At 41.8% G+C, this 23246-nt stretch carries 26 protein-coding genes; 3 read left to right on the top strand and 23 right to left on the bottom strand.

Annotated elements, in window-relative coordinates; all coding sequences use genetic code 11:
* Positions 1 to 111: 111 nt before the first annotated feature.
* The 3 genes from Xentx_RS08115 to Xentx_RS08125 all read left to right on the top strand — a co-directional run bounded on the left by Xentx_RS08115 (position 112) and on the right by Xentx_RS08125 (position 2930).
* Positions 112 to 1182 (top strand): M4 family metallopeptidase, encoded by a 1071-nt coding sequence (locus tag Xentx_RS08115; protein WP_074019751.1) that lies wholly within the window; start codon positions 112 to 114, stop codon positions 1180 to 1182.
* 232 nt (positions 1183 to 1414) lie between these two features.
* A complete protein-coding gene (locus Xentx_RS08120; protein WP_074019752.1) occupies positions 1415 to 2473 on the top strand; it encodes a M4 family metallopeptidase in 1059 nt (352 codons plus the stop codon).
* A gap of 220 nt (positions 2474 to 2693) precedes the next feature.
* Positions 2694 to 2930 (top strand): protealysin propeptide domain-containing protein, encoded by a 237-nt coding sequence (locus Xentx_RS08125; RefSeq protein WP_074019753.1) that lies wholly within the window; start codon positions 2694 to 2696, stop codon positions 2928 to 2930.
* Between the two features lie 231 nt (positions 2931 to 3161).
* On the opposite strand, the gene der is transcribed toward Xentx_RS08125, so the two are convergent.
* The 23 genes from der to trmJ all read right to left on the bottom strand — a co-directional run bounded on the left by der (position 3162) and on the right by trmJ (position 23181).
* Entirely contained in the window at positions 3162 to 4658 is a 1497-nt protein-coding gene (gene der / locus Xentx_RS08130) for a ribosome biogenesis GTPase Der (protein WP_074019754.1), read from the bottom strand.
* A gap of 161 nt (positions 4659 to 4819) precedes the next feature.
* Positions 4820 to 5992 (bottom strand): outer membrane protein assembly factor BamB, encoded by a 1173-nt coding sequence (bamB, locus tag Xentx_RS08135; RefSeq protein ID WP_074019755.1) that lies wholly within the window; start codon positions 5990 to 5992, stop codon positions 4820 to 4822.
* 16 nt (positions 5993 to 6008) lie between these two features.
* Positions 6009 to 6629 (bottom strand): YfgM family protein, encoded by a 621-nt coding sequence (locus Xentx_RS08140; protein ID WP_074019756.1) that lies wholly within the window; start codon positions 6627 to 6629, stop codon positions 6009 to 6011.
* A 14-nt stretch (positions 6630 to 6643) separates the two neighbouring features.
* On the bottom strand, positions 6644 to 7921 hold the full coding sequence (gene hisS / locus Xentx_RS08145; protein ID WP_074019757.1) for a histidine--tRNA ligase: 1278 nt from the start codon (positions 7919 to 7921) through the stop codon (positions 6644 to 6646).
* 103 nt (positions 7922 to 8024) lie between these two features.
* Positions 8025 to 9146 (bottom strand): flavodoxin-dependent (E)-4-hydroxy-3-methylbut-2-enyl-diphosphate synthase, encoded by a 1122-nt coding sequence (gene ispG, locus Xentx_RS08150; RefSeq protein ID WP_074019758.1) that lies wholly within the window; start codon positions 9144 to 9146, stop codon positions 8025 to 8027.
* Between the two features lie 91 nt (positions 9147 to 9237).
* Entirely contained in the window at positions 9238 to 10251 is a 1014-nt protein-coding gene (rodZ, locus tag Xentx_RS08155) for a cytoskeleton protein RodZ (protein WP_074019759.1), read from the bottom strand.
* A gap of 116 nt (positions 10252 to 10367) precedes the next feature.
* Positions 10368 to 10730 carry a fimbrial assembly protein gene (locus Xentx_RS08160; protein WP_244149835.1) on the bottom strand — a complete coding sequence of 121 codons (363 nt, stop codon included), beginning with the start codon at positions 10728 to 10730 and terminating at the stop codon, positions 10368 to 10370.
* 128 nt (positions 10731 to 10858) lie between these two features.
* Complete coding sequence (gene rlmN, locus Xentx_RS08165) at positions 10859 to 12037, bottom strand: dual-specificity RNA methyltransferase RlmN (RefSeq protein WP_074019761.1); 1179 nt, start codon at positions 12035 to 12037, stop codon at positions 10859 to 10861.
* Between the two features lie 258 nt (positions 12038 to 12295).
* Positions 12296 to 12724 carry a nucleoside-diphosphate kinase gene (ndk, locus tag Xentx_RS08170; protein ID WP_074019762.1) on the bottom strand — a complete coding sequence of 143 codons (429 nt, stop codon included), beginning with the start codon at positions 12722 to 12724 and terminating at the stop codon, positions 12296 to 12298.
* 326 nt (positions 12725 to 13050) lie between these two features.
* Positions 13051 to 13374, bottom strand: coding sequence for a hypothetical protein (locus Xentx_RS19530; protein WP_244149836.1), 324 nt, complete (start codon positions 13372 to 13374; stop codon positions 13051 to 13053).
* A 71-nt stretch (positions 13375 to 13445) separates the two neighbouring features.
* Positions 13446 to 13652, bottom strand: a complete 207-nt coding sequence (locus tag Xentx_RS08180; protein WP_074019763.1) for a helix-turn-helix domain-containing protein — start codon at positions 13650 to 13652, stop codon at positions 13446 to 13448.
* Positions 13653 to 13660: 8 nt separating this feature from the next.
* Positions 13661 to 14224, bottom strand: a complete 564-nt coding sequence (locus tag Xentx_RS08185; protein WP_083600916.1) for a DUF2975 domain-containing protein — start codon at positions 14222 to 14224, stop codon at positions 13661 to 13663.
* Between the two features lie 301 nt (positions 14225 to 14525).
* Entirely contained in the window at positions 14526 to 14954 is a 429-nt protein-coding gene (locus Xentx_RS08190; RefSeq protein WP_074019764.1) for an enhanced serine sensitivity protein SseB C-terminal domain-containing protein, read from the bottom strand.
* A 100-nt stretch (positions 14955 to 15054) separates the two neighbouring features.
* Positions 15055 to 16350, bottom strand: a complete 1296-nt coding sequence (gene pepB / locus Xentx_RS08195; RefSeq protein WP_074019765.1) for an aminopeptidase PepB — start codon at positions 16348 to 16350, stop codon at positions 15055 to 15057.
* Between the two features lie 170 nt (positions 16351 to 16520).
* Complete coding sequence (gene iscX / locus Xentx_RS08200) at positions 16521 to 16715, bottom strand: Fe-S cluster assembly protein IscX (RefSeq protein ID WP_074019766.1); 195 nt, start codon at positions 16713 to 16715, stop codon at positions 16521 to 16523.
* Between the two features lie 14 nt (positions 16716 to 16729).
* Complete coding sequence (gene fdx, locus Xentx_RS08205; protein WP_074019767.1) at positions 16730 to 17065, bottom strand: ISC system 2Fe-2S type ferredoxin; 336 nt, start codon at positions 17063 to 17065, stop codon at positions 16730 to 16732.
* A gap of 2 nt (positions 17066 to 17067) precedes the next feature.
* On the bottom strand, positions 17068 to 18915 hold the full coding sequence (gene hscA / locus Xentx_RS08210) for a Fe-S protein assembly chaperone HscA (protein ID WP_074019768.1): 1848 nt from the start codon (positions 18913 to 18915) through the stop codon (positions 17068 to 17070).
* 123 nt (positions 18916 to 19038) lie between these two features.
* On the bottom strand, positions 19039 to 19560 hold the full coding sequence (gene hscB, locus Xentx_RS08215; protein ID WP_074019769.1) for a co-chaperone HscB: 522 nt from the start codon (positions 19558 to 19560) through the stop codon (positions 19039 to 19041).
* Positions 19561 to 19601: 41 nt separating this feature from the next.
* Positions 19602 to 19925: an iron-sulfur cluster assembly protein IscA gene (gene iscA / locus Xentx_RS08220; RefSeq protein WP_074019770.1), complete on the bottom strand. Its 324-nt coding sequence runs from the start codon at positions 19923 to 19925 to the stop codon at positions 19602 to 19604.
* A 78-nt stretch (positions 19926 to 20003) separates the two neighbouring features.
* Positions 20004 to 20390, bottom strand: coding sequence for a Fe-S cluster assembly scaffold IscU (iscU, locus tag Xentx_RS08225; RefSeq protein ID WP_074019771.1), 387 nt, complete (start codon positions 20388 to 20390; stop codon positions 20004 to 20006).
* A 24-nt stretch (positions 20391 to 20414) separates the two neighbouring features.
* Positions 20415 to 21629, bottom strand: a complete 1215-nt coding sequence (locus tag Xentx_RS08230) for an IscS subfamily cysteine desulfurase (RefSeq protein WP_074019772.1) — start codon at positions 21627 to 21629, stop codon at positions 20415 to 20417.
* Between the two features lie 62 nt (positions 21630 to 21691).
* Positions 21692 to 22192, bottom strand: a complete 501-nt coding sequence (gene iscR / locus Xentx_RS08235) for a Fe-S cluster assembly transcriptional regulator IscR (protein ID WP_074019773.1) — start codon at positions 22190 to 22192, stop codon at positions 21692 to 21694.
* A 251-nt stretch (positions 22193 to 22443) separates the two neighbouring features.
* Entirely contained in the window at positions 22444 to 23181 is a 738-nt protein-coding gene (trmJ, locus tag Xentx_RS08240; protein WP_074019848.1) for a tRNA (cytosine(32)/uridine(32)-2'-O)-methyltransferase TrmJ, read from the bottom strand.
* Between the last annotated feature and the right edge of the window lie 65 nt (positions 23182 to 23246).

Genomic DNA, 23246 nt, shown 5'->3' on the forward strand with positions numbered 1-23246 from the left:
GCCATAAAAAGTCAATACTCACACTAATGACTCGCCTATTAATTACAGCTAGTATTCAATCCGGGCCCAAAAAAATGAATACAACATCTAATAACAAAACAGGGTATTATTATGAGCAATAATCAAACCAACATATACAGCTTAATTCCTCCATTTGTTCTGGAGTATATCTCTGATGATTGTGATGCATATACTAATCAATATGTATTAAAGACATTAGATCATGTTTATCAATTAATGAATGCGCCTGCTGAAGAAACTATTTCTCAACAGGACAAACAGGAAGCTAAAACAGAGACGAATGATAAACTGCATCGCACTATCTATAATGCTAAAAATAAAGAGGATTTTCCAGGGGAAGAGTTATCTCGCGGCGAAGGTATGCCAGAGAGTTTAGATGATTCAGTTAATGAGGCTTATGAATATCTTGGTAAGACTCATGAATTCTATAAAAAAGTCTTCGGCCGAAATTCTCTTGATAACAAAGGAATCAAGTTAGTTGCTACAGTACATTATGGAAAAAATTATCTGAATGCATTCTGGACCAGAAAACAAATGGTATTTGGTGATGGTGATGGAAAATACTTCAATCGTTTTACCTCTGCCATTGATATTATAGCTCATGAGCTAACCCACGGTGTCATCGAGAGCGAAGCTGGGCTGGATTATATCTACCAGTCTGGTGCACTTAACGAATCCATCGCAGACGTATTTGGCATTATGGTAAAACAATATGTTAATAACCAAAAAGTCGATGAATCCAATTGGCTATTAGGTCAAGGTTTACTGGGACCAAAATTTAATCCAGAAAATAGATCTGATGTTGGCTTACGCACCTTTATTAATCCCGGAAGTGCATTTTCTGGAGATAAGCAAGTTAGTCATATGAATCAATATGAAGATCTCCCCTTCATCATTGATAATGGAGGCGTTCACATACATTCAGGCATTCCTAACAAGGCATTTTATTTGGTGGCGATGGAGTTGGGAGGCTATGCCTGGGAAAAAGCGGGAAAAATTTGGTATGAAACGCTACTGGATAAACGTCTAACTTCAGATGCAGATTTTGAAGATTTTGCCAAACTGACGATTGATAATGCTGAAAAATTATTCAACAAGAAAACGTCAGATATTGTTAGTCATGGCTGGAAAGAAGTTGGTGTTCTACTTTCCGAAGAGTAATGAAATTACCATTAATAAAATACTAATTCATATTTTAAGCAGTAACATTAAGATAATACTGAAATAAATAATAAAGGATTAAGGATAATCCTTTATTATATTTATAAATTAATATGTTATAACCCAACAAAAATACCTTCCATTAGTAGAAAACACCATCATTTAGATTAATAATTAATTAAGGTACCTAGAGATAAAATATACATAACATCTAAAAAGCGGGGGTATCATTATGCGCAATCATCAAGATAAACTAAATAAATCTGGTATCATCCCACCATCTTTATTGGAATACGTTGTTAAAATTTGCGGCCAAATCGATAAATCATACATATTAAAAACATTAGATCATGTTTACAATCTAATGAATAGCTCTGCTGAAATAGATATATTAATTCATGGATATCAGCCAGGTTTTGACAATAAATTAAATAGAACTATTTACAATGCTGAATATAATGATCAATACCCAGGGGATAAATTAATTTTATACGAAGGCATGGCTATGATTGATGATATAGCAGCCACTGAGGCTTATAATTATCTTGGTAAGACCTATGAATTTTATCAGGAAATTTTTGGGCGTAATTCTATTGATAACAAAGGTCTTAAATTAGTTGCTACTGTGCATTACCAAAAAAACTATATGAATGCATTTTGGGATAATAATCAAATGGTCTTCGGTGATGGTTATGCCCCTTATTTTAACTGTTTCACTTCCTGCATTGACATTACTGCACATGAACTAACTCATGGAGTAACTGAAAGTGAAGCAAACCTTGATTATGCCTATCAATCGGGTGCATTAAACGAATCGATCTCAGATGTATTCGGTATTATGGTAAAACAGTATGCAAATAACCAAAAGGCTAACGAATCTGATTGGTTGATAGGGCAGGGAATATTTGGTCCTGCACTTAATCCGGACAATGATCCTAATGTTGCCTTGCGCTCATTCAAAAATCCTGGAACAGCAAACCCGAAAGATAATCAAGTTGGTCATATGAACCAATACCAAGATTTATCCGTCAGAGATGATAACGGAGGTGTTCACAAGTATTCTGGTATTCCTAATAAGGCATTCTACTTGTTGGCAACAGAGTTGGAAGGGTATTCTTGGGAGCAAGCTGGAAAAATTTGGTATAACACATTATTGGACAAACGATTATCCCACAAAGCCAGTTTTAATGATTTTGCACAGCTAACCGTTGATAATGCTAACGCATTATTTGGCAAGGAAATTTCAGATATTGTGACTCATTCATGGAAACAAGTCGGAACTTTACTCTAAAAGTTGTAATATCTCTCTAATCAATCAGGACCAGGGAAGGTCTTGATTACGTTTATGTATCTATCCTTAATTTAATTAAACTAATCATCTTATCCTTCCATACCATATCATAAAAAAATTTACATTTTTAGTAGTGACTAGCATGGTTAGTTTGGCTACTATTCAGATTAGGCCAAATATACGCCAACACCATAACATACATACAAAATAGGGCATTATCATGATTGACAATAAAGCAAAAAAACAAAATATAATCCCCCCTTATTTATTGGAGTATATTGCAAAAACCTGTGATACTAATGACAAAAAGTATGTTTTGAAAACATTAGATCATGTTAATAAACTCATGAAGCAATCAACCAAAGAAGATACCTTAAACTCTGAGGATGATCCTTTATTGTATGAAAACATAAAAAATCCTGAACCAGAAGATAGTTATTTATTTCCAGGAAAGTAGTGTTACTCTCTGATTTGCATACTTTTTAATATAAAAAAATAAATACCTAAATTAATAAAACTGAATATACAATAAATCCATTGATAATCTTGAAAGATTTTAAAGCTAATTAGATTAATTTTTAAAATTATTTCTATCTGCTCTGTTTTATGATGATTAAATTATTTTTTAGATATAGAAATAATAAAGGGCTAAAAATAGCCCTTTATTTATATCAATATTTTTAAATAATTACCGTTTTTTCAGATGTTCCATTAAACGCTTACGTTTACGGAGCTGAGTTGCTGTTAATGTATTTTTCTTATCCGCATAAGGATTAGCACCTTCTTTAAATTGGATGCGGATAGGTGTTCCCATCACCTTCAAAGAACGACGGAAATAATTCATCAAATAACGCTTATAGGAATCAGGTAAATCCGTTACTTGATTACCGTGGATAACCACAATAGGTGGGTTATATCCACCAGCATGGGCATATTTCATTTTCACCCTACGACCACGGATCATTGGCGGCTGGTGATCATCTTCTGCCATGCGCATTATACGGGTCAATAAGGAAGTACTAACGCGGCGAGTTGCACTTTCATAAGCTTCCAGAATTGACTCAAATAGATTCCCAACACCACTACCATGTAGTGCAGAAATAAAGTGAATACGAGCAAAATCAACAAAACCCAAACGTAGTTCAAGCATATCTTTGACGTGATCTTTATCTTCCTGGCTCATGCCATCCCATTTGTTGATGGCGATAACCAGGGAACGACCACTGTTAAGAATAAAACCAAGCAGAGAGAGATCTTGATCAGAAATGCCTTCACGAGCATCCACTACCAGCAACACAACATTGGCATCTTCAATCGCCTGAAGCGTTTTAATCACAGAAAATTTTTCAACCGTTTCAGTGACTTTTCCACGCTTACGAACCCCCGCCGTATCAATCAAAATATATTCACGGCCATCACGCTCCATGGGAATATAAATGCTGTCACGGGTCGTACCAGGCATATCATAAACGACAACACGCTCTTCACCCAGAATACGGTTGGTTAATGTGGATTTACCCACATTAGGACGGCCAACAATTGCAAGTTTCAGAGGTAAAGTTGTAAGATCAAATGCCTCCTCCTCTTTTTCTTGTTCAGCAGAAGCATCCAATTCGGCTTGCTCCATTTCTGCCCAATACGCTGCGTTAGCCTCTTCTTCCGTTAATTCAACTTCTTCTTCCGTTTCTTCTTTATTAGAAAACGGCAACAACACACGTTCAATCAATTGTGTTACACCACGGCCGTGAGAAGCTGCGATAGAATAAACATCCCCTAAACCTAGGGAATAAAACTCAGCTATAGAAGTATCAATATCGATACCATCGGTTTTATTAGCCACCAAAAAAGTTGCTTTTTCACGGCTACGCAGATGCTTGGCAATCGAATGGTCAGCAGGCATCAATCCCGATCTGGCGTCAACCATAAATAGAACAATATCCGCCTCTTCTATGGCCATAAGAGATTGCGTAGCCATATGCGTTTCTACGCCTTCTTCCGTACCATCGATACCGCCCGTATCAATGATGATGAATTCCTGCCCTTCAACCTCTGCCCGTCCATACTTACGATCACGGGTTAAGCCAGGGAAATCCGCTACCAGCGCATCTCTGGTTCGGGTTAATCGGTTAAATAAGGTGGATTTTCCAACATTGGGGCGCCCAACCAGCGCAACGACAGGTATCATTTTCTTGATGCCTCATGACTAGATTTAAATCGATATCCTGCTGAAAGTGACGTCTTAATATTGTTCATCACAGCAAGATACAAAGATACTAAAAAGACGAAACGGCCCCTATTATGTCCAGGAGCCGTATAATTTCGTGTTATTTAAAACACGCTCTGAAGTTAGCGGGTATACAGATAAACTGTACCGTCCTTCGCTTGCAGCATCAGTTTATCGCTGGCAACAACCGGACGACTCAACAGGCCGGAACCATCAACCTTGTTCTGCGCCACAAATTTGCCATCAGCCATATTCAACCAATGCAAGTAACCTTCAGCATCACCAACAACCAGATAGCCATTGTACATTTCCGGTGCTGTCAGGTTACGGTGCAAGAGATCATTTTGCGACCATAATGTCACACCATCACTCTTGCGCAGGGACAAAATACGATCATCTTGATCAACAATGAAAATGTTGTTGTCAGTGACCACCATATCATGCACCGATCCCAGATCACGTTTCCAGATGATCTGGCCTGAACGCATATCCATTGCCACCAAATTGCCGTTATAAGCTATCGCGTAAATAGTATTGTCTGAAATGACCGGAGTCATATCAACATCATTCAGGCGATCTATTTCGGTAGAACCTGTTACCTGAGAAATACGCTGCTGCCAAATTAGTTGCCCCTCAGACAGCAGAACCGCACTAATACGACCATTATCACCACCTACAATAGCTGCACCATAAGCCACGGCAGGAGCGGATTCACCACGAACGGACAACGAGGGTGTATCCATGTTAACTGACCAGGCAATACTACCATCAGTTTCGTTTAATGCCTGCAACATACCATTACCGGTATGAATCAAGACAAAACCATCACTCACTACAGGACGGGACAACGCTTCTCCGGCAACCGTTGACTCCCATTCAACCTTACCGTCCGTTACATCCAGTGCGATGATTTTCGCCTTTTCTGTGCCGACATACAGGCGATCACCGGACACAGTCAAACCACCAGAAAGCATCGCTGGCAAACGGGATGACAATAGACCTGTTTTTTCCGACAGATCCGTTGCCCATATCTCTTTTCCGCTGTCTATATCAAATGCTTTGACAACACCATGACGGTCAGCAACATAAGCTGTTGAACCCTGCCAAGTCGGTGATAAGTGAGAATAATACTCCCCCGTACCACTCCCAACGGACTTATCCCAAACGATACGAGGTTTGAATTGATTTTCAACCTTCGGTAACGGTGACATTGTTACCGTATCCTGTTCACTTGAACAACCTGCCAGCAGAACAGAAGCAACCAGCCCAACCAAGAGTGTTTTTCGCAGCTGCATTATGAAGTTGGCTCCCTTAGTTGGATAAATTATTAAGTTTGATTTTCATAAAATCCTTAATTACCTGCGGGCCATCAAGTCCAAGCCCTGTGGAATAGGCTGCACGTGCGCCAGCAATATCCCCTTTTTTAGCCAGAATATCCCCACGAATATCCTCAACCATAACCTGCCAGCCTTTGCCTTTGACCAGATCCAACGTTTTCAATGCAACATCTGTTTTATCTTCCGCCAATTGAACCCGAGCCAGACGAAGGTTAGACAATGCTTGCATGTCCCCATCTTTAGCTTTACCGGATGCCGCTAACAAATTTTTCTCTGCCTTAGCTAAATCATTCTGAGCAACAGCCTGTTTTGCCAGTTCCAGATCAGCCATAACACCGTAAACATTGTTCGTCTCATTAGCGAACTTTTCTACGACGGCAACATTTTCTTTCGACCCTGACGCCAGTGATTTGTTCAATTCTTCAAATACTGCCGCCGTATTATGCAATTGGTTAGTTTGGTGACTCTGCCAGTAACGCCAACCCAACAAAGCGCCAATGCCTAGCACTAGGCCAACAGCAAGGTATTTACCGTTGGTAGATAAAAAACGCTTTATCGCGTCAACTTGTTCAGTTTCTGTGGTATAGACTTGCACTAGAGTCTTTCTCCTTAGCCTAACAGTTCGCTCAAACGCGCTGCGACCGCTTGTTGTGACAACGTTTCTTGTTCACCATTGCGTAAATCTTTCACTGTAATATTGCCTACCTGAATTTCATCTTCTCCCAGAATCAAGGCAACTTTGGCACCGTGTTTACTCGCACGTGTCAACTGTTTCTTAAAGTTACCACCGCCATGGTTGGTCATCAGACGCAATTCTGGCAGTTGATCACGGATTTTTTCGGCCAATATCAATGCCGCTTGCTGGCTACCTTCACCAAAGGAAGAGAAATAAACATCGGCAACAGTCAGATCAGCAACAAAATCAGGATTGACCTCCTGCACCAACAGAACCATACGTTCCATGCCCATGGCAAAACCAACTGCTGGTGTTGCCTTACCGCCCAATTGTTCAACCAAGCCATCGTAACGACCACCGGCACAGACGGTTCCCTGCGCACCCAACGCTGATGTCACCCATTCAAAAACAGTACGGTTGTAATAATCAAGGCCGCGAACCAGACGCTGGTTGATGCGGTATTTGATCCCTGCGCTATCAAGTATCTGACACAATCCATCAAAGTGCTCTTTTGACTCAGCATCAAGATAAGCAAACAACTCTGGTGCATCATTCAAAAGTTGCTGAATTTCAGGGTTTTTAGAGTCCAATACACGCAGTGGATTGGTATACATGCGGCGTTGACAATCTTCGTCCAATTTCTCTTTGTGTTGTTCAAAGAATGCCACCAGTGCCTCACGATAATTTGCACGGGCTTCTAATGAACCAATTGAGTTCAATTCAAGTGTGACGTGATCAGCAATGCCGAGCTCGCGCCACCAACGTGCTGTCATTAAAATAAGTTCAGCATCAATATCTGGCCCTTGTAAGCCAAACACTTCAGCTCCTAACTGATGGAATTGACGGTAACGGCCTTTTTGGGGACGCTCATAACGAAACATAGGCCCGATATACCATAAGCGCTGTTCCTGATTGTACAGCAGACCATGCTGAATACCGGCACGGACACATCCTGCGGTATTTTCTGGGCGCAGGGTTAAGCTTTCACCATTGCGATCGTCAAAGGTATACATCTCTTTTTCGACAACATCGGTTACTTCCCCAATTGCACGTTTGAATAACGGGGTCTGCTCTACAATCGGTGTCCGAATTTCGCTAAAACCATAACCTGACAGCACACGCTTCACCGTAGATTCAACTCGTTGCCAAATTGCCGTTTCAGCAGGAAGGCAGTCGTTCATGCCACGAATAGCTGGGATATTTTTTGCCACGTTTTATCTCTTATTAATATTTATACAATGCCATCGATTATAAAAGCGAATACTTGCAAGGTTCAATCTGCAAGCAAATCTATATGCTTATATCCCCAATAAATTACTCATCAAGCTGATTGATGCTGATTCGGTTCTTAGCATCAAGGATAGCTGCCTTCGCCCTAATTTTTGCTTCAAGTTGATCAATCAAGTTATTATTGTCAAAACGCTCTTTTTGACGAATGCCATCTTCATAAAAGCCGCTTTTGGTTTTCGCCCCCGTTACGCCAAGCGTTGAAACTTCTGCTTCGCCAGGACCATTCACAACACAACCAATGATAGAAACATCCATTGGAGTAATTAAGTCTTCAAGACGTTGCTCAAGCGCATTAACCGTACCGATAACATCAAATTCTTGACGCGAACACGTTGGACAGGCAATGAAATTAATACCCCGTGAACGAATACGCAATGCTTTCAGAATATCAAAACCGACTTTGACTTCTTCCACTGGATCTGCGGCCAACGAGATACGCAGCGTATCGCCAATTCCTTCTGACAACAAAATGCCAAGGCCAATTGAAGATTTCACCGCACCAGCACGGGCTCCGCCTGCTTCCGTAATCCCCAAATGCAGCGGTTGATCAATTTTTTGCGCCAGTAAACGGTATGCCCCAACCGCCAGAAAAACGTCCGAGGCCTTGACGCTGACCTTAAATTGATCGAAGTTCAGGCGATCAAGAATATCCACATGACGCATTGCTGATTCAACCAACGCTTCTGGTGTGGGTTCACCATATTTTTCTTGTAGATCTTTTTCCAACGATCCACCATTAACCCCAATGCGAATCGGAATGTTATTGTGGCGGGCACAATCCACAACCTGACGAATACGTTCTTCGTTACCGATATTGCCAGGATTGATACGCAGACAGTCAACACCATATTCTGCTACTTTCAATGCAATGCGGTAATCGAAATGAATATCGGCAACAAGAGGGACATTGACTTGCTGTTTGATGGACTTGAACGCTTCGGCTGCATCCATTGTTGGAACAGACACTCGAACAATATCAACACCTACACGCTCTAACGCCTTAATTTGATTGACTGTCGCTTCAACATCAGTTGTTCGTGTGTTAGTCATTGATTGCACTGCAATCGGTGCGCCATCCCCGATAGGCACATTACCGACATAAATACGTGTAGATTTACGTCTTTTTATCGGTGATTCATTATGCATTTTTACATTACTCCCCTACATCCCTGTATTTTTGTTTATAAGAATTACAACTATGCTGTGGTGAATAATTTTGCCAAAACAGTTAAGGCATTTATTTCAATGTCAGTTTAGCCGTGATGCCCTTCTTCACGAAGGAACTCAGATCTACTGGTTTTCCTCGGAACTGAACCTTAACCTTGGCAGGGGCGCCAATATTCACTGAGTAAGGTAAATTACCGGAAAGTTTTAGGCTATCCCCTTTCTTTTTGATACCACTAAACAACACCTTACCTTTAGCATCTTTGACTGCCAGCCAACATTCATCGCTGAAATCTATCACTAACTCATCGTTGCTCGCCGTAGTGATACTATTTACATCAGTCGATGATGGACTCACAACAGCATTATTCACCTCTGCATTGGCAGCAGCAGTTGTATTTTCTGGCGTTGCATTGGTTGCAGACTGATTTGTTGCTGTGGATACAGAACTGGAAGATACTGGAGCATTGCTATTTACTTCAGTGCTATTTGCCTCTGCCGACAATGTTTTTTCTTGGGAAACACCATCTTGAGCAGCCGTTACGGATTGATTTTCTTTAAGAGGCGCTACATTATTTTCTCTAGCAGTTGAAGCCACTAGGTTATTTTCAGAACCTGTTAACTGAGTATTCTGAGCAGTTGATTCTGTGGCCATTGAAGACAGTTCTGTTTGTTGTACTTTATAGTTCTGCCACCACCACAGGAATGTCATTCCCAACAACACAATAATAACAACCCATGTTATCTTCATTAACCAACCGTCACGTTTCTTGCGTTTTTTTCCCGCTGAAAAACTTTGCATAGGAGCCGTTTTTATGGCTCTTGAGGGGATCTGTTTATCCAAGATACTCAAGATTTCAGATTCAGACACCTGAACCAATTTTGCATAAGCGCGAATATACCCACGAAGGAATGTCGGTGAAATATTTGACGTGATATTATCTTCTTCAATATCACGAACAGTGGACAGTTTAAGACACAAGCGATCTGCCACAGTTTGCTGAGAAAGCTCATGTTTTTCACGAGCCTGACGCAGAATCTGACCGGTTGTCAGATTGGCTTCTTCTGGATAAGTTTCAGTCTTCATTAGCAAGGGATACTGGTACTGTTCTGGGTTAAAGAATTTACGCAAATTAAGTTAATAGAACGTATCACTTAATTTGTGTAGCGAAATCATCTAAATACTGCGTTGAACACAGAAAATCATTTATCACAGCTATAATAGCCTGTATTGCTTTTCATACTTTTCATGACCAATTGCTCAGCTTTTTCATACTGCTTTTGTTCACAAAGAAAAATATGATAATGACGTACTACGGTATCACTTTCAGCCGCATACTGCATCGCCATTCTGTAATGCTGACTGGCGGTTTTCGGGCGGCCTGCATATTGTTCATGCAGTGCCATGCCCAGATGTGCCTCTGGATGATGAGGTTCCGCCAGCAAGACTTTTTGAAAATGATATTTAGCGGCTGGTAAATTTCGTTCCGCCAAATAAGCCTTCCCTAGCTGCAATCGTGTATCTATGGCAACAACCTGATGAGCGCGATGCGTTGATCGTTCCACACACCCCGTTAACAGGACAAAACAAACTATAGACCAAATTATTGATTTCCGTATCATACCATCTTCATTTATAAGGATATGTTAAACTTTGCCAGATTTTTAGCCATTAATCGATATTAAACGAAAAATTAGACTGTTTTTACCTGAATAGGTTCACCTGCCTGGCGTTTTTTCATTGTTCGCTTGGTTCTGTCAATGACATCACCAGCAAGCTGCCCACATGCTGCATCAATATCATCTCCCCTCGTTTTACGCACGATGGTTGTAAAACCGTATCCCATCAGAACCTTGGCAAAACGATCGATGCGGCTGTTCGAACTACGCCCATAAGGTGCACCTGGGAACGGGTTCCACGGGATCAGGTTGATCTTGCTGGGAGTATCTTTCAAGCATTCGGCCAATTGATGAGCCTGCTCAACACTATCATTGATATGATCAAGCATCACATACTCCACCGTAACACGTCCCTGATTAGCATTGGATTTTGTCAGGTAACGACGTACTCCTGCCAGGAACTCTTCAATATTGTATTTGCGGTTAATTGGCACAATTTCATCACGAATATCGTCAGTAGGTGCATGTAAAGAAATTGCCAGTGCAACATCGATCATATCTCCCAATTTGTCCAGAGCAGGAACAACACCGGACGTTGACAATGTTACACGGCGTTTCGACAAACCAAAGCCGAAGTCATCCATCATGATTTCCATTGCGGGCACGACATTATTCAAATTGAGTAATGGTTCTCCCATTCCCATCATCACTACGTTGGTAATGGGACGACGACCACTGGATTTCAGTGATCCTATAATCTTAGCGGCGCGCCAAACCTGACCAATAATCTCAGAAACTCGCAGGTTACGGTTAAAGCCCTGCTGAGCCGTAGAACAAAATTTACACTCTAAAGCACATCCCACCTGAGATGAAACACACAGTGTCGCGCGATCATCTTCTGGGATATAAACCGTTTCAACCTGTTGACCACCTACAGTAATCGCCCATTTGATAGTGCCATCAGCAGAGCGTTGCTCTTCTGCAACTTCGGGTGCTCTGATTTCGGCAACTTGTTGCAATTTCGCCCTGAGCACTTTGTTGATATCGGTCATCTGCTCAAAATCGTCATAGCAGTAATGATAAATCCATTTCATGACCTGATCGGCACGAAAAGGTTTCTCTCCCATATCGATAAAGAATTGACGCATTTGTTTACGGTTAAGGTCGAGCAAATTGACTTTACCGTTTTTCTTTTCAGGCGTGACAGATACGGCGGAAGTTGCAGGTGGTACGGTTTCGTTAAGTTGGGACATTGTTACATCGCCTCGTTGTTACACTTTCGGCTCTATGCTGATCTGGTTTCAGCATTAAGTTTTCATGCGGTGACTGCCAATTCAATGATCATTCATTCTCTTTTAGCAAGATCGGATTAAAACCATCGAGCTATATTGAATGGACATTGAAATAAAATAATAAACGCCCCACTGATTTGATTCAGCGAGGCGCATCATTGTACAAACTTTACTGTTTATATGCTACTTAGAAGCTATTGCTACATACAACGAAAAGCTTTAGAAGCGAGGAAAGATTTCATCATCACTGAAAAAGTAAGCAATTTCGCGACTTGCAGATTCGGTAGAGTCTGAACCGTGAACCGCATTTTCAGTAAAGCTATCTGCGTAATCTGCACGCAGAGTACCCGCTAATGCATTATCAGGATTAGTAGCACCCATTAGATCGCGGTGACGTTGAACGGCATTTTCACCTTCCAGAACTTGTACCATAATTGGGCCAGAGGTCATAAACTCCACCAGACCATCAAAGAAAGGGCGGCCTTTATGTTCAGCATAAAAACCTTCCGCTTGTTCGCGCGTCAAATGCAACATTTTGGCCGCGATAATTTTAAACCCTGCACTTTCAAAGCGGGCATAAATAGAACCGATAACATCTTTCTTCACTGCATTGGGTTTAATAATGGAAAAAGTACGTTCAATTGTCATTGCGTAACCTCTTTGGCACTTTCAGCGATGATTCATTTAAATTTTTACGCCCCAAACAAAACTGAAGGGCAACTCTACCCCATACCTGACAGGGATAAAAATAGGCGTTGATTATAGGAGGAGAGTTTCTGCTTGCCTACAGAAAACACAACATTTTATTAAAACTTTCTTAGCGAAAATATCATTTTTTAGCATAAATCACATTTTCGCTTTGTTATACACGATGAAAATAACCATTTTATAAAATAATGCCTATTCAGGCGATTAAATCCCAAACAGGCATACTGACCAAGATCATTGAATTCGTGCTTTTCACTCAATGTCAATTATAAAACCTTCTCTGTTACACACTGAATAAAAGGATTAACTTCTTCAGCCCTTTTTTTGCTTATATCCTGTTTACTTTCATCAGAGACTATAAATTTCCCTGTGAACTTTTCTTTAGGATCTTGGGTGGTTTTATCTGACGTACCAATAATACTGATAGTATATTTATGTCCCGTCGGCAGTAGGTCTGTACACTCTCTCAGCACTCCCTGACGGGAAGGTTCCTGATTTGTTATTTTCTGGTTATCAGTTACTGATGTATCAGCAAACGAAGCAGGTATGTAAAATGCGCCCAGCAGCAAAACATATGAAAAAATTTTCATCTTTTTTCCTCACTGTTTACGTTGAATTAATAATAACCACTATTGCTATTTATTTAATCTAATTACTTGCTCTAATCGTCTTTGAATTCCAATATATCTCCCGGCTGACATTCTAAATATTGGCAAATGGCATTCAAGGTAGAAAATCGAATCCCCTTAATTTTTCCTGTTTTTAGCAAAGAAAGGTTCTGTTCAGTAATGCCAATAGCTTGTGCTAAATCTTTAGATTTAACTTTTCTTTTCGCCATAATCACATCCAGATTTATAAGAATTGCCACGGTATCTCCTATACAATGCTCTGATTTTCATCGTATATATCACATGCTTGGTAAAGAATACGTGAAATAATAGCCAGGCAAACTGAAATGAAAATAGCGACAAAATGACCGGTCGTTAAACTCAATGAGATAAGACGTTCACCTACTGGTGCCCCAATTGTTAACCATAATGTTAATATAGGCTGACAAAGAATATCTAAAATACTCCATAAAATGACTCCCCAACCCGCATATTCCAAATATCTAACCGTAGGTTTGGAAAAATAATCCCCTTTTCTATAATTACCAAACAACCGATGAAAAGCTAAAAAACTACCAATCAACGATAATAGTGGGATCGTCGATATCAATATTCCTCCGGTTAATTTCCATGTAGTAAGCGTATCCCTGTTGAAACTGGACAATATTCTCTCAGTCAAAGAAAAACCTAATCCATATCTTCCCAAAATGAGTTTTGGATCCAGCCAACTAAAAATATTAATCACCATCATCAGAATAATAATTAACAAAGATAATTTAGACATCACCAAGCTGAGTGTTGTTATTCGTGTCAGTTTTTCAGAGGGCATCATTCTTATATCTCACTATTTAACATGATCGAATTATAGATCTAAATTATCGTAAAACAATAATTTTTTCATCTAAAACATGAATAAAATGATATGCAAAAACAAAAAAACATGGATAACTCCATGCTTTTAATGAGAAATCATTATATTTAATACCTGATATATCCAAGAGGTTTTTGATAGTAGATCACAGGGCAGAATTGGTGAAATAGCAATGTTATGCATTGTGTTTAAAATCAATTCTATGCTGTAGAAGCGAGTTTCATGACAAAGAAAATAGTGTCACGGTAAAGCAATCAAGTAGTTATTGATTAACAACCGGAATGGTATCACGAAGCCAACTCCCTAATTTTCGCTGATAAAAAGGTTGGGTATGATGAATCAAGAAATGGCTGATGCCCCCTTCTTGTTCATCAAGTAAGCAAAAATCGACAGATTCATCTTCATCAAGATATTTGCAAGCCAGCTCACCAGCTTCTTGAATCAACAAATTAATCTCATTTTCTGCCAATGCCACACTGAATTCCAACCCAATTAATACATTGGGTTTTTCATCCACATTTTTATCATAGGCCATAACTAAAAAAGCCTGCCGAACAGGTTTATGTTGTTTAAATAAGTCAATTAGTGACTCAATAAGCTGAGTCGGCTGTTCTTCTGGCTGACTTAGAGTAATACGGCTCCCGCTAGGAACTTCTATTTCAGTAGCGATAGATCCATTTAATAAATTCATGAAAAATCCCCGAACATACTGTTTTAATTGAAGTTAAGATCATTAAAAAATTCAACAATAGCTCCTCATAAGAAGAGCTATGAAGAATAGTCATTTCAGTTTATTGCGCTTTTGTCAGCAATAAATTGGCAATAGTACGTACACCATATCCCGTTGCACCCGCAGCCCATTGTTCAACAGAGGATTTACGGTAAGTTGCTGAACAGTCAATATGCACCCAACCTTTTTTGTAATTTTCTACAAAGTGTGACAAGAATGCTGCTGCGGTACTTGCTCCTGCCGAATGTGCCGGTGACGCAATGTTGTTCAGATCAGCAAAGTTGGATGGGAGCTGGCTACGATGGAATTCAGCCAGCGGTAAGCGCCAGAATAATTCATTTTCATTATCAGCCGCCGCCATTAAGTCAGATACCAGTTGATCATCAAAACCTAATATTGAGTGGTAATCATTTCCTACTGCTGTTTTCGCTGCACCAGTCAAGGTAGCAACATCAATAATAAGTTGTGCTTTTTCTGCACTGGCATCAATCAAACCATCAGCCAGAACCAGGCGCCCTTCCGCATCCGTGTTCATTACTTCAACAGTTTTGCCGTTACGGTAGTGTATGATATCGCCTAATTTGAAAGCATTACCACTCACCATATTATCTGCGATGCTCAGGAACAGTTTTACACGATGTTTTAAACCACGGCTGATTGCCAGAGCCAGTGCTCCCGTTAGTGTCGCGGAGCCGCCCATATCTGATTTCATCGAATCCATAAAATTAGAAGGTTTGATGCTGTATCCACCGGAATCGAAGGTAATACCTTTACCAACCAGGCAGGCAAAGACAGGCGCTTTTGCATCTTTTGTTGGATTGAAATCTAATGCCAAGAACACGGGATCACGAGAAGAGCCACGGCCAACGGTATATACCCCCGCATATCCCTGTTCATGTAACTCGTCCCCTTTGACTATGCGATAGCTAACAGCATCACCCGCTACCCCGCGCAATAAATCAATAGCTCTTTGGGCAAGCTGTTCTGGCCCCAGATCTTCTGCCGGAAGGTTGATGGTATCACGCACCCAATCAATGAATTTGATCCGTCTTTCCAGCTCCTGTTTTTCCGCCGCAGGGAGTTGTGGCCATTCAATTGTGCGCAATCCCTTAGGTGAACGGAAGCCCAGCCAAAATGACCAACTTTTTTCCAGATCCCAGCCATCACCCACTAAAGCAACATTGCGAATTCCTTGCCCGTCAATTTTACGCCCAGCACGTTGAATAGCACCCAGCTTGCCATTGCCTTGCAAATGGATTGTGATCCCCTGCTCACTTGAGCTAATTAGTGCTTTTTCACCCCAGCAAGCGTTAGCTGGCTCATAAGACAGTGTTATGGGCATGATTTGTTTTGTCATTTTTTCTCACTTCTTATCTTATTTGTTCACTGTTTCACAGTGAGGGATTATAAAAAAACTGGCGATTGCCAGTTTTCCACTAAATGCAGACTATGCCAAGCTATTGAGCAAGAATCGGTGAGATTGCATATTATTTTTTGCTCTGGTTTTTGTCTTGAGCAAATTGTCCACTATTCATATTCATCCAGCCACACCAGTAGAATAGCTTCCAATATTTTTTCGTTGGATTTCTGTGGATCGTCATCAAAACCATCCAGCTCACAAATCCATTCATGCATGTCGGTGAAACGCACTGTTTTTGGGTCTATATCAGGAAATTTATCATATAGTGCTTCGCCAATATCACGACTGTCAGACCATTTCATTTTCTGTTCTCCTGTCAGTGTTCGCGTGCATGGTTAATGGTGTATTTGGGGATTTCAACGACTAAATCCTCATCGGCAACTTTGGCCTGACAGCTCAATCGGCTTTCAGGCTCCAATCCCCATGCTTTATCCAACATGTCATCTTCCAGTTCAGAGCTTTCTTCCAGTGAGTCAAAGCCTTCCCTGACAATACAGTGACAAGTAGTACACGCACAGGATTTTTCACAGGCATGTTCAATTTCAATACCATTACGTAATGCAACATCCAGAATGGATTCGCCTTCCTTCGCTTCCAATACTGCCCCTTCAGGACAAAGTTCGTTATGAGGTAAAAATACAATTTTAGGCATAATTAAATCTCATCCACAGAATGACCCGCCAAAGCCCGGCGGATTGATGTGTCCATACGGCGCGCTGCAAATTCCTGCGTTTGCTTGTCCAATTGTTTTATTGCACTTTCAATCGCATCAGGGGAAGTTCCCTGAGCACTTTCAATTAATACTTGTACAGCGGCGTCAATAGCAGCCTGCTCTTCTTGACTCAGTAAATCCGCATCTTTTTCCAATGCACTAGTTAAACTTTCCAGCATTCGAGCTGCTTCTACTTTTTGTTCCGCTAATTTGCGTGCCTGAACATCTTCCTGTGCATTAGACATGGAGTCTTTGAGCATATGGGCAATTTCTTCATCCGACAAACCATAGGAAGGTTTCACCTGAATAGAAGCTTCAACACCCGTGGATTTTTCTAATGCACTGACGCTCAACAGGCCATCCGCATCAACCTGAAAGGTCACACGAATGTGTGCACCACCAGCCGGTAATGGTGGAAGACCACGCAGTGTGAAACGCGCCAGTGAACGGCAATCATTTACCAGTTCTCTCTCGCCTTGCACCACATGAATACTCATCGCACTTTGTCCATCTTTAAAAGTGGTAAATTCTTGCGCTTTGGCAACAGGGATAGTGGTATTACGTGGAATGACTTTTTCAACCAGCCCTCCCATTGTTTCCAAGCCAAGTGACAGCGGGATGACATCGAGTAACAGCATTTCGCTATCTGGTTTGTTACCCACCAGAATATCAGCCTGAATTGCAGCACCAACAGCTACCACTTTGTCTGGATCAATAGAAGTTAATGGCTCGCGGTCAAAGAACTCGCCCACCATGCTACGTACCAATGGTACTCGCGTTGAACCACCAACCATGACGACCTGCAAAACCTCGTCAACTGTTACACCTGCATCTTTCAGCGCTCGACGGCAGGAGAGTAATGTGCGTTTGACCAAAGAGGAAATCAATTCGTTAAATTCGGTACGGGTAATACTGCCTTGCCAGTTAGCAATATCGATTTCTGCTCTATCAGCCTCACTCAAGGCAATTTTGGTTTGGGTAGCGGTATCCAGCAATTGACGCTGCAATCCGTGATCGTTATCACTGATCCCAGCCTGTTCACGTATCCAATTTGCTAACAGCGAATCAAAATCGTCACCGCCGAGGGCAGTATCTCCCCCTGTTGCCAGCACTTCAAACACCCCTCGGCTAAGGCGAAGAATAGAGACATCAAATGTTCCGCCACCAAGATCGTAAACGGCGATTATTCCCTCCTGACCGGAATCAAGACCATAAGCAATGGCTGCCGCAGTGGGTTCATTCAAGAGACGAAGAACATGTAAACCCGCTAAACGAGCAGCATCTTTAGTGCCCTGACGCTGAGCATCATCGAAATAAGCAGGAACTGTTATCACAACACCATCAAGTTTACCATCCAAGGTTTCTTCTGCCCGTTGCACCAACGATTTCAATATCTCAGAAGAAACCTGAATAGGATCTACTAGCCCCGCCACGGTATTAATCAATGGCAAACCATTTTCACTGGCCTGGAACTGGTATGGTAAGTTAGGATAACGCTGTTGAACGTCAGCCAAAGAGCGTCCCAGTAGCCGCTTAACTGAACTGATTGTATTGGCAGGATCAAACGCAGCCTGTTGACGCGCTTGCCAACCAACTAGAATCTCTTCTTTGCGGTACTGTACAACAGAAGGAAGTAAGTGGCGGTTATCACTGTCTGCCAATGTTTCCGCCTGACCGCTACGGACGGTCGCAACCAGAGAGTGAGTTGTACCAAGATCAATCCCCGCAGCCAGTCGGCGCTGGTGCGGTGCAGCAGATAAACCCGGTTCGCTGATTTGTAATAAAGCCATATGTGCCCCTATAAATCTATATCAGCATAAATCTATATCAGCCGAAATTTATTCAACTGAAATCCATTCAGCCAAAAATCATTCTAAACAATACGATTCAGCTAAAAGTCAGTCAAAAGTCCGCTAAAAATCATCCAACAACCGCTCTTCCAGTTGGTCAACCTGCTGTTGCAATTTATCCAGAAAGCGTAACTTACGGACTGTATCGGCTGCAATTGACCATTCGGCAGCATTGAGTTGCTGTTCCATCTGCTCACTACGCGTTTTAATCATTTTATTCAAGCGAGATGAAAAATCGTTCAATGCTGTTTCTGAATCTGCACTATGCTCAATGGCATCAAGCTCTTCACGCAATTCCAACTGCTGCATCAAAAAAGCCGTATCCTGCATCGTGTGCTGTTCATTAGATAGATCAAACCCTTGCTGAGACAGCATATATTCTGCGCGTTTCAGGGGGTGTTTTAGCGTCTGATAACCATCATTGATGGTAGCAGCTTGTCGGAGTGCCAGCGTTTTTTCACGTTCTGGCTGGCTGGCAAAACGATCAGGATGAAACTGGCGTTGCAATTCCTGATAACGGGTTGCCAATTGTTCGCGATCAATCGCATAACGTGAAGGCAGCCCAAATAAAGTAAAGTAGTCCATAAGTTACTCTTAGTTTCGCAAAATGCGGGTCAAAAATGGGGTTAAACGTGGAAACTTTCTCCACAACCGCATTCGCTGGAAACATTGGGGTTGTTGAATTTAAAGCCTTCATTCAGACCTTCTTTAACAAAATCCAACTCAGTACCATCAAGGTAAATAATGCTTTTATCATCAACGATGACTTTCACGCCCTTATCTTCAAAAACCTGATCTTCTTCATTTATTGCATCAGCAAATTCAATCACATATGCCATACCAGAGCAGCCGGATGTTCTCACTCCCAAGCGCAACCCGACACCTTTTCCTCGATTGGTGAGAAAAGCCAAAATACGTTGGGCTGCACTTTCTGTCAGGGAAATTGACATACAACACCTCACTTTAAAACCAGTAAAGGTGGATATTGCAGCAATATCCACCAGAATTATTTTCTTTTTGTGAAAAAGTTATTTGGCTTGGCGCTTGCTCTTGTAATCAGCAATAGCCGCTTTGATAGCATCTTCTGCCAAAATAGAACAATGGATTTTCACGGGTGGCAGTTCTAACTCTTCAGCAATCTGAGTGTTTTTAATTGCCTCAGCCTGTTCCAACGATTTACCTTTCATCCACTCTGTTACCAAAGAACTAGATGCAATTGCAGAGCCGCAGCCATAGGTTTTGAAACGTGCGTCTTCAATGATACCTTCATCGTTGACTTTGATTTGCAGTCGCATGACGTCACCACAAGCGGGTGCCCCTACCATGCCACTACCCACTGTCGGATCTTCGTTATCGAATGAACCAACATTACGTGGGTTTTCATAGTGATCAATTACTTTGTCGCTGTAAGCCATGTCGTTACTCCTGAAACCGTCTGATTAATGATGAGACCATTCGATGGTGCTAATATCCACACCCTGCTTGAACATTTCCCACAATGGAGAAAGATCACGCAAGTGGCCAATCGCGTTGTGAATCAACTTGATTGCATAGTCTATTTCTTCTTCTGTGGTAAAACGTCCCAAAGAAAAACGAATAGAACTGTGCGCCAGTTCATCATTCATGCCCAATGCGCGCAGGACATAAGAAGGCTCCAGACTCGCTGAGGTACATGCCGAGCCAGAAGACACTGCCAGATCTTTCAATGACATCATCAATGACTCACCTTCAACATAATTGAAGCTGACATTCAGAATGTGTGGCGCTCCCTGTCCCAAATCACCATTCAGGTAAACTTCTTCAATATTTTTGATACCGTTCCACAAACGCAGACGCAAACCACGCAAGCGTTCTGCCTCCGATTCCAGCTCTTCTTTCGCGATACGGTAAGCTTCGCCCATGCCAACAATCTGGTGAACAGGCAATGTACCTGAACGCATACCGCGTTCATGACCGCCGCCATGCTGTTGTGCTTCAATACGCACGCGAGGCTTACGACGAACATACAACGCACCAATTCCCATCGGGCCATAAAGTTTATGGGCAGAAAAGGACATCAGATCAACTTTTAGCTGACTGAGGTCGATAGGTAATTTACCAACACTTTGGGTTGCATCAACATGGAAAATAATGCCACGACTGCGGCATAATTCACCAATGGTCATGATATCCTGAACAATACCAATTTCGTTGTTGACATGCATGATGGAAACCAGAATTGTGTCTTCACGCAGGGTAGCTTCCAACTCTTTCAGATCAATCAGGCCGTTGCTCATTGGCGCCAGATAAGTGATCTCAAAGCCTTCGCGCTCCAACTGGCGGCAAGTATCTAAAACCGCTTTATGCTCAGTTTTGCTGGTGATAATGTGCTTGCCTTTCTTCTGATAAAATTTTGCAGCACCTTTAATGGCCAGGTTATCTGATTCTGTCGCACCTGAAGTGAACACAATTTCACGCGGATCCGCGCCAACTAAGTCAGCAATTTGATTGCGCGCAATATCAACCGCTTCTTCAGCCTGCCAACCAAAACGGTGTGAACGGGAAGCTGGGTTACCGAAGACTCCGTCAATAGTCAAATAGTTCATCATCTTTTCAGCAACACGTGGATCGACCGGTGTTGTTGCTGAATAGTCCAAATAAATGGGTAATTTCATTGCTCACATGCTCCGTAAGACACTTTGAATACTTTCATTGCCACACAAGTATTTGCCGCAAGTTACGCACGCAGATTAACGTTAATCGTCTCTTGAAGTCTGCCGTTAGGGCCAGGGGTACGGCGCTTATCGCTATCTTGCCGATCAGCAACATCCAATACTTCTTGGTTATTTACTAATTCTTCTAAACTGATGCTACTCAGGAAGCTCGTGATGCGATCACTCAGGTCACGCCACAAGGCATGAGTCAAACACCGATCGCCGCCTTGACAACCTTCTCGGCCCTGACAACGAGTGGCATCAACAGACTCATCAACAGCGGAAATCACTTCGGCAACGAAAATTTTACCGGCATCTCTGCCCAACAAATAACCGCCACCTGGACCACGGACGCTAGAAACCAGACCATTTTTACGCAGGCGGGAAAACAACTGTTCAAGATAGGAAAGGGAAATTCCCTGACGTTCAGAAATATCGGCTAACGGCACCGGTCCTTCTTGTGAATGCAACGCCACATCTAACATGGCTGTTACCGCATAACGTCCTTTTGATGTCAGTCTCATAACAAAAACTCCATGGTGAAATATGGGTAAATTGTGGCATTCCCGAGTATTTTAGTCAACTATTTAACCGAGTAATTTACTCAACTATTATTTGGCTGCTTTTCACTTTTTTCACTTGACTATCCCTGCGGTTTTCCTAACTGCTTTCCACAATTGTCCAATTACATATTGTCCAGTTACATTGTATTTTCCAGCGACCGCTTCCTGTTACTTCCTGCTACAGTTTTAACTGTACACTTCTCACTATCAGTTTATTTTTTAGCCCACTTTTCCATAGACGTCAGTATACCACGCAAGATGTTCAGCTCTTGGGTTTCTGGCCGGGCACGGGTATAAAAACGTCTTAATTTATTCATTATCTGACCCGGATGCGCTTCGCGAATAAAACCAGACTCTTTCAATACCTGTTCAAAGTGCTGATAAAAACGCTCCATATCTTCGATAGGTGGATATTCTACTTCTTCGTGCTCTGGAGATATTGCCTCTTCTAATTGCTCTTGAGTTGCAAGGTATGCCATACGAATTTCATAGCTAACCAACTGAACCGCCATAGCCAAATTCAACGAACCATATTCTGGGTTAGTTGGGATATAGAGGTGATAATTACATTTCTGTAACTCTTCGTTAGTCAAACCTACACGTTCACGACCAAAAACAATAGCAACTGGAGAGTGGCTGACGGTTTCGACACAACGTTCACCACATTCACGAGGCTCAACCATCGGCCAAGACAGAGTTCGGGAGCGAGCACTGGTTCCAATGACCAACTCACATCCAGCCAATGCCTCATCCAGAGAATTCACAATCGTTGCATTGCCGATAACATCACTTGCACCGGCTGAAAGTGCGATAGCATGAGAATCAGGTTGGACAAGCGGATTCACCAGATACAGATTGGTCAATCCCATTGTTTTCATGGCTCTAGCGGTTGATCCCATGTTCCCCGTATGGGAGGTTTCTACCAGAATAATGCGGATATTCTCTAACATGACGGCTTTTAAATTCAGTATAAGAGCCGAATATCTTAACACAGCATTAGTCATTTTGACGAACT

It is taken from the genome of Xenorhabdus thuongxuanensis, from assembly GCF_001908095.1.
GTDB lineage: Bacteria > Pseudomonadota > Gammaproteobacteria > Enterobacterales > Enterobacteriaceae > Xenorhabdus > Xenorhabdus thuongxuanensis.

Coding starts and splice junctions, on each gene's coding strand:
- Xentx_RS08115 (WP_074019751.1), top strand. CDS start 112: ATGAGCAATAATCAAACCAACATATACAGCTTAATTCCTCCATTTGTT.
- Xentx_RS08120 (WP_074019752.1), top strand. CDS start 1,415: ATGCGCAATCATCAAGATAAACTAAATAAATCTGGTATCATCCCACCA.
- Xentx_RS08125 (WP_074019753.1), top strand. CDS start 2,694: ATGATTGACAATAAAGCAAAAAAACAAAATATAATCCCCCCTTATTTA.
- der (WP_074019754.1), bottom strand. CDS start 4,658: ATGATACCTGTCGTTGCGCTGGTTGGGCGCCCCAATGTTGGAAAATCC.
- bamB (WP_074019755.1), bottom strand. CDS start 5,992: ATGCAGCTGCGAAAAACACTCTTGGTTGGGCTGGTTGCTTCTGTTCTG.
- ispG (WP_074019758.1), bottom strand. CDS start 9,146: ATGCATAATGAATCACCGATAAAAAGACGTAAATCTACACGTATTTAT.
- rodZ (WP_074019759.1), bottom strand. CDS start 10,251: ATGAAGACTGAAACTTATCCAGAAGAAGCCAATCTGACAACCGGTCAG.
- rlmN (WP_074019761.1), bottom strand. CDS start 12,037: ATGTCCCAACTTAACGAAACCGTACCACCTGCAACTTCCGCCGTATCT.
- ndk (WP_074019762.1), bottom strand. CDS start 12,724: ATGACAATTGAACGTACTTTTTCCATTATTAAACCCAATGCAGTGAAG.
- Xentx_RS19530 (WP_244149836.1), bottom strand. CDS start 13,374: ATGAAAATTTTTTCATATGTTTTGCTGCTGGGCGCATTTTACATACCT.
- Xentx_RS08185 (WP_083600916.1), bottom strand. CDS start 14,224: ATGATGCCCTCTGAAAAACTGACACGAATAACAACACTCAGCTTGGTG.
- Xentx_RS08190 (WP_074019764.1), bottom strand. CDS start 14,954: ATGAATTTATTAAATGGATCTATCGCTACTGAAATAGAAGTTCCTAGC.
- pepB (WP_074019765.1), bottom strand. CDS start 16,350: ATGACAAAACAAATCATGCCCATAACACTGTCTTATGAGCCAGCTAAC.
- iscX (WP_074019766.1), bottom strand. CDS start 16,715: ATGAAATGGTCTGACAGTCGTGATATTGGCGAAGCACTATATGATAAA.
- fdx (WP_074019767.1), bottom strand. CDS start 17,065: ATGCCTAAAATTGTATTTTTACCTCATAACGAACTTTGTCCTGAAGGG.
- hscA (WP_074019768.1), bottom strand. CDS start 18,915: ATGGCTTTATTACAAATCAGCGAACCGGGTTTATCTGCTGCACCGCAC.
- hscB (WP_074019769.1), bottom strand. CDS start 19,560: ATGGACTACTTTACTTTATTTGGGCTGCCTTCACGTTATGCGATTGAT.
- iscA (WP_074019770.1), bottom strand. CDS start 19,925: ATGTCAATTTCCCTGACAGAAAGTGCAGCCCAACGTATTTTGGCTTTT.
- iscU (WP_074019771.1), bottom strand. CDS start 20,390: ATGGCTTACAGCGACAAAGTAATTGATCACTATGAAAACCCACGTAAT.
- Xentx_RS08230 (WP_074019772.1), bottom strand. CDS start 21,629: ATGAAATTACCCATTTATTTGGACTATTCAGCAACAACACCGGTCGAT.
- iscR (WP_074019773.1), bottom strand. CDS start 22,192: ATGAGACTGACATCAAAAGGACGTTATGCGGTAACAGCCATGTTAGAT.
- trmJ (WP_074019848.1), bottom strand. CDS start 23,181: ATGTTAGAGAATATCCGCATTATTCTGGTAGAAACCTCCCATACGGGG.